5 protein-coding genes are annotated in these 6,074 nt (G+C 37.5%); 4 read left to right on the forward strand and 1 reads right to left on the reverse strand.

Features of this window, described 5'->3' with window-relative positions:
* Positions 1-24: 24 nt before the first annotated feature.
* Positions 25-1,203, reverse strand: a complete 1,179-nt coding sequence (locus tag A9G12_RS10530) for a XylR family transcriptional regulator (RefSeq protein ID WP_065565812.1) — start codon at positions 1,201-1,203, stop codon at positions 25-27.
* 454 nt (positions 1,204-1,657) lie between these two features.
* Here A9G12_RS10530 and rpsL point away from each other — a divergent pair, with 454 nt between their 5' ends.
* From rpsL to tuf, 4 genes are all read left to right on the forward strand, one after another.
* Positions 1,658-2,032 carry a 30S ribosomal protein S12 gene (gene rpsL / locus A9G12_RS10535; RefSeq protein WP_065565813.1) on the forward strand — a complete coding sequence of 125 codons (375 nt, stop codon included), beginning with the start codon at positions 1,658-1,660 and terminating at the stop codon, positions 2,030-2,032.
* Between the two features lie 101 nt (positions 2,033-2,133).
* On the forward strand, positions 2,134-2,604 hold the full coding sequence (gene rpsG, locus A9G12_RS10540; RefSeq protein ID WP_065555758.1) for a 30S ribosomal protein S7: 471 nt from the start codon (positions 2,134-2,136) through the stop codon (positions 2,602-2,604).
* Positions 2,605-2,712: 108 nt separating this feature from the next.
* Complete coding sequence (gene fusA / locus A9G12_RS10545) at positions 2,713-4,815, forward strand: elongation factor G (protein WP_065565814.1); 2,103 nt, start codon at positions 2,713-2,715, stop codon at positions 4,813-4,815.
* 69 nt (positions 4,816-4,884) lie between these two features.
* Complete coding sequence (tuf, locus tag A9G12_RS10550; RefSeq protein ID WP_065564247.1) at positions 4,885-6,069, forward strand: elongation factor Tu; 1,185 nt, start codon at positions 4,885-4,887, stop codon at positions 6,067-6,069.
* The last annotated feature ends 5 nt before the right edge of the window (positions 6,070-6,074 follow it).

Raw genomic sequence — 6,074 nt, forward strand, 5'->3', positions numbered from 1 at the left:
AATTAAGATTCTAATTTACTTCTACTAAACTGAACCTGTTATATATTTATTTCTAAATTTTTTAGGTGTTATTCCATAATTTTTTTTAAATAAAAAATAGAAATACTGTACCGAAGGATAACCACACAGCTCAGATATCGTTTGAATAGATAACGATGACTCAACTAACAGATATTTAGCTTGATTGAATTTTTCTTCATGGATAACGGAATGAATAGTTTTGCCCAACGATTCTTTAAAACGCATTTCTAAATTAGAACGAGATATCTGCATTTCAGAAGTAACTTGTTCTACTTTAATTCCTTTGCAAGCATAATCGCGAATATAATGAATAGCCTGAATAACATAAGGATCTTGTACTGAACGGTAGTCAGTTGAACGCCGAGCTATAATTTTTTTAGGTGCAATGAGTAAAGGGGATTTAGAAATTTTACCTTTAGAAAATTGTTTTTGTAATAACTTAGCAGCATTAAACCCCATTTCTTCTGTGCCTTGTTTAACTGTAGATAAAGAAACCATAGATAAATCATTAATGACTTCCTCATTATCAATCCCAATTAAACACAACTCCTCTGGTATTTTTATTCCTACCCTATCACAAGCTTGCAAAATATGATGAGCTCTTGCATCATTTACAGCAATAATACCTGTATTAATTGGTAATGATCGTAACCATGTTGACAGTTTATCTAAACTTTCTTGCCAAGTATCTAATGAGGTAGCCATACCTTGATAAATAACACCTTCATAACCTTTTTGAGCTAGAAGTTGTTCGAATATTTTTTCTCTAACTCGGGCCCAACGGCAATATCGATTTGGAGGAATACTATAAAATGCAAATTTATTAATACCTTTTGCACATAAATGACTAAAAGCAGTTTCCACAATAGCATAGTTATCAGCAGCTACATAAGGAACATTTGGATAACTTAAATCGTCAGGATAAGAAGTTCCTACTCCAATAATAGGAATATCAACTTTCATCAGTAAATCTTCAATATCTGGATCATCAAAATTGGCAATTATACCATCGCAATCAAAATTAAAACGAATATTAGCGTCATAGCGCATTGTTTCAGAAATATAAATATTCCAATGGATATTATTTGATTTCAAAAAAGCACCGATTCCTTTAAGAATCTGACGATCATAAATATTATTGGCATTAAATAATAATACAACTTTATAAGATTCACTTTCCATGCTCATTATTTCTACGCAACTAATAAATTCAATCTTTCCAGTATAATATTAACTTGATATTAATGTGAAAAAATTAGATCAATTTTGCATTTTTTTTAATTTTTGCTATCTAGATCACTTAATAATAACGTGACTAATTCTCCTTATGAACTAATAGAATAGTTGTTCTCTAAAATTTATAGGATTCAATTTCTAAATAGTGATAAACCCCAATCCTTCTCTTTGGTAAAAGATATTGCCTAACTAAAAAATATAACTATTATTTGCTTAAAAATAAAACTATATTCATAGTATTTAACAGTACAAACAACTAACGGTAATACTTGACATTATCCCCCTTGAGGTCTAGAATCTTGCGACCCAAAACTTATATATTTAGGTTCTGGGCTACAGTTATTAATTACGAATCTACAAAGCAATTTTAAATTTATTTTTATTAATCAGGAGCTTATTAATGGCAACAATTAATCAGCTGGTACGCAAACCAAGAGCACTAAAGGACGTGAAAAGCAATGTTCCTGCGCTTGAAGCATGCCCGCAAAAACGCGGTGTTTGTACTCGTGTTTACACGACTACACCGAAAAAACCAAACTCAGCATTACGTAAAGTATGCCGTGTGCGCTTAACCAACGGTTTTGAAGTTACTTCATACATCGGCGGTGAGGGTCATAACTTACAAGAACATAGCGTGATTTTAATCCGCGGTGGTCGTGTTAAAGATTTACCTGGTGTTCGTTACCATACTGTTCGCGGTGCATTAGACTGCGCAGGTGTTAAAGATCGCAAACAAAGCCGTTCTAAATACGGTGTGAAACGACCTAAAGCTTAATGGAACTCCGTTAAGTAAGGCCAAACTATATAATTCCATTTAACTCATTTGAGTTTTGGGTAAACCTGAAAAATTTATAACATAATAAACGGAGTATTCCAATGCCACGTCGTCATGTTGTCGGTCAAAGAAAAATTTTACCTGATCCGAAATTCGGTTCAGATTTGCTGGCGAAATTTGTAAATATTTTAATGGTAGATGGTAAAAAATCTATCGCAGAATCAATCGTATATTCAGCTCTTGATAAATTAGCTGAGCGTAGTGGGAAAGACCACTTAGCAGCTTTCGAAGTTGCCCTAGATAACGTAAGACCAACTGTAGAAGTTAAGTCTCGTCGCGTTGGTGGTTCTACATACCAAGTTCCTGTTGAAGTGCGTCCGGTTCGTCGTAATGCACTAGCAATGCGTTGGATTGTAGAAGCAGCACGTAAACGTGGCGATAAATCAATGGCATTACGCCTAGCGAATGAACTTATGGATGCTTTTGAAAACAAAGGTACCGCAGTTAAAAAACGTGAAGACGTTCATCGCATGGCTGAAGCTAATAGAGCGTTTGCACACTATCGTTGGTAATTCTGACACTGGTAACAGTGCCTTGAATTAAGACTGATAGCCCTTATATGCTTTCAGTCGCCCTAAATGATATTTTATTAAGCAAACGATTCTAAATAGAGGATTAATATGGCTCGTACAACTCCTATAGCACGCTACCGCAATATCGGTATCAGTGCTCATATTGACGCAGGTAAAACAACTACGACCGAACGTATTTTGTTTTACACTGGTGTAAGTCACAAAATTGGTGAAGTTCATGATGGCGCAGCTACCATGGACTGGATGGAACAAGAACAAGAACGTGGTATTACTATCACTTCTGCTGCAACAACTGCTTTCTGGTCAGGTATGGGACAACAATTTGAACCACACCGAATCAATATTATTGACACCCCAGGACACGTTGACTTTACTATCGAAGTAGAACGTTCTATGCGTGTTCTTGATGGTGCAGTTATGGTTTACTGTGCGGTTGGTGGTGTGCAACCTCAATCTGAAACAGTATGGCGTCAAGCAAACAAATATAAAGTTCCACGTATCGCATTCGTAAACAAAATGGACCGTATGGGAGCTAACTTCTTACGTGTTGTTGAACAAATCAAAACACGTTTAGCGGCAACTCCAGTTCCATTAGTATTACCAATCGGTGCTGAAGAAGGTTTCACTGGTGTGGTTGATTTAATTAAACGTAAAGCAATTAACTGGAGTGACGCTGATCAAGGCGTAACCTTTACTTATGAAGATGTTCCTGCTGACATGGCTGCGCAAGTTGAAGAATGGCGTGCTAACTTAGTTGAAGCAGCAGCAGAAGCTAGCGAAGAGTTAATGGAAAAATACCTTGGTGGTGAAGAGTTAACTGAAGAAGAAATCAAAACAGCATTACGTGAACGCGTACTTGCTAACGAAATCATCTTAGTAACTTGTGGTAGTGCCTTTAAAAACAAAGGTGTTCAATTCATGCTTGACGCAGTAATTGAATATTTACCGGCACCTACTGATGTTCCAGCAATTAAAGGTGAATTACCAAATGGCGAAGCAGCAGAACGTCATTCAAATGATGATGAACCATTCTCATCATTAGCGTTTAAAATTGCTACTGACCCATTTGTTGGTAACTTAACTTTCTTCCGTGTTTATTCTGGTGTGGTTAACTCTGGTGATACAGTTCTTAACTCAGTTAAAGATAAAAAAGAACGTTTTGGTCGTATCGTACAGATGCACGCTAACAAACGTGAAGAAATTAAAGAAGTTCGCGCTGGTGACATTGCTGCAGCAATTGGTCTTAAAGATGTGACTACAGGTGATACTCTTTGTGCTGAAAGTGCACCAATCATTCTTGAAAGAATGGAGTTCCCTGAACCAGTAATTTCTGTTGCAGTTGAACCAAAAACTAAAGCTGACCAAGAAAAAATGGGCCTTGCTTTAGGTCGACTAGCACAAGAAGACCCTTCATTCCGTGTTCATACTGATGAAGAATCTGGCCAAACAATTATTTCTGGTATGGGTGAACTACACTTAGAAATCATCGTTGACCGTATGAAACGTGAATTTAAAGTGGAAGCCAATGTTGGTAAACCACAAGTAGCTTACCGCGAAACAATTCGCAATGAAGTGGAACAAGAAGGTAAATTTGTTCGTCAGTCTGGTGGTCGTGGTCAATATGGTCATGTATGGTTAAGAATCAAACCATTAGAAGCTGGTGGTGAAGGCTATAAATTCAACAACGAAATCGTTGGTGGTGTAGTACCTAAAGAATACATCCCTGCGGTTGATAAAGGTTGTCAGGAACAAATGAAAAATGGTGTTCTTGCTGGTTATCCGATTGTTGATGTTGAAGTCACTATCTATGATGGTTCATACCATGATGTTGACTCATCAGAAATGGCATTTAAAATTGCCGGTTCAATGGCATTTAAAGATGGCTTCATGAAAGCTAAACCTGTGCTTTTAGAACCGATTATGAAAGTAGAAGTTGAAACACCAGAAGATTATATGGGTGACGTAATCGGTGACTTAAACCGTCGTCGCGGTATGATTGAAGGTATGGAAGACACTGCAACTGGTAAAACAGTAAAAGCACAAGTGCCACTTTCAGAAATGTTTGGTTATGCGACAGACCTACGTTCACAAACTCAAGGTCGTGCTTCTTACTCTATGGAGTTCTTGAAGTACAATGAAGCACCAACAAATATTGCAACAGCAATTATTGAAGCTCGTAAAGCAAAATAATTTTTATATAAATAAAGTAACACTTCCCTCATCGAAAAGAGGGAAGTGAGTTAATAAAGGAACATTAAGATGTCTAAAGAAAAATTTGAACGTACAAAACCCCACGTTAACGTTGGTACAATCGGCCACGTTGACCATGGTAAAACAACTTTAACTGCTGCAATCACAGCTGTACTTGCTAAAAAATACGGCGGTCAAGCTCGTGCATTCGATCAAATCGATAATGCACCGGAAGAAAAAGCACGTGGTATTACCATCAATACTTCACACGTTGAATACGATACACCAACTCGTCACTACGCCCACGTAGACTGCCCGGGCCATGCTGACTATGTTAAAAACATGATCACTGGTGCAGCGCAAATGGACGGTGCTATTTTAGTAGTAGCAGCAACTGATGGTCCTATGCCACAAACTCGTGAACACATTCTATTAGGTCGTCAAGTAGGTGTTCCATACATCATCGTATTCTTAAACAAATGTGATATGGTTGATGATGAAGAATTATTAGAATTAGTTGAAATGGAAGTGCGTGAACTTCTAACTCAATATGATTTCCCTGGTGACGATACACCAGTAATTCGCGGTTCTGCGCTAAAAGCGTTAGAAGGCGATGCAGCATGGGAAGACAAAATTGTAGAATTAGCAGAAGCATTAGACAGCTATATTCCGGAACCACAACGTGATATCGATAAACCATTCTTACTACCAATTGAAGACGTATTTTCAATTTCAGGACGTGGTACAGTGGTAACCGGTCGTGTAGAACGTGGTGTAATCAAAGTCGGTGAAGAAGTTGAAATTGTTGGTATCAAACCGACAGCAAAAACAACTTGTACTGGTGTTGAAATGTTCCGTAAATTACTAGACGAAGGCCGAGCAGGTGAAAACGTTGGTGTATTACTACGTGGTACTAAACGTGAAGAAATCGAACGTGGTCAAGTATTAGCAAAACCAGGTTCAATCACACCACATACAGATTTTGAATCAGAAGTATATATCTTAAGCAAAGAAGAAGGTGGTCGTCATACTCCATTCTTCAAAGGATACCGTCCACAGTTCTACTTCCGTACAACTGACGTAACTGGTACTATCGAATTACCAGAAGGCGTAGAAATGGTAATGCCTGGAGATAACATCAAAATGACAGTATCATTAATTCACCCAATCGCAATGGCAGACGGTTTACGTTTCGCTATCCGTGAAGGTGGTCGTACTGTTGGTGCTGGTGTTGTTGCTAAGGTTATTAAATAATTTAG

The organism is Gilliamella sp. wkB112 (genome assembly GCF_001690685.1).
GTDB lineage: Bacteria > Pseudomonadota > Gammaproteobacteria > Enterobacterales > Orbaceae > Gilliamella > Gilliamella apicola_J.

Excerpts from the sequence above, each read along its gene's own strand:
- A9G12_RS10530 (WP_065565812.1), bottom strand. The coding sequence starts at position 1,203 with ATGGAAAGTGAATCTTATAAAGTTGTATTATTATTTAATGCCAATAAT.
- rpsL (WP_065565813.1), top strand. The coding sequence starts at position 1,658 with ATGGCAACAATTAATCAGCTGGTACGCAAACCAAGAGCACTAAAGGAC.
- rpsG (WP_065555758.1), top strand. The coding sequence starts at position 2,134 with ATGCCACGTCGTCATGTTGTCGGTCAAAGAAAAATTTTACCTGATCCG.
- fusA (WP_065565814.1), top strand. The coding sequence starts at position 2,713 with ATGGCTCGTACAACTCCTATAGCACGCTACCGCAATATCGGTATCAGT.
- tuf (WP_065564247.1), top strand. The coding sequence starts at position 4,885 with ATGTCTAAAGAAAAATTTGAACGTACAAAACCCCACGTTAACGTTGGT.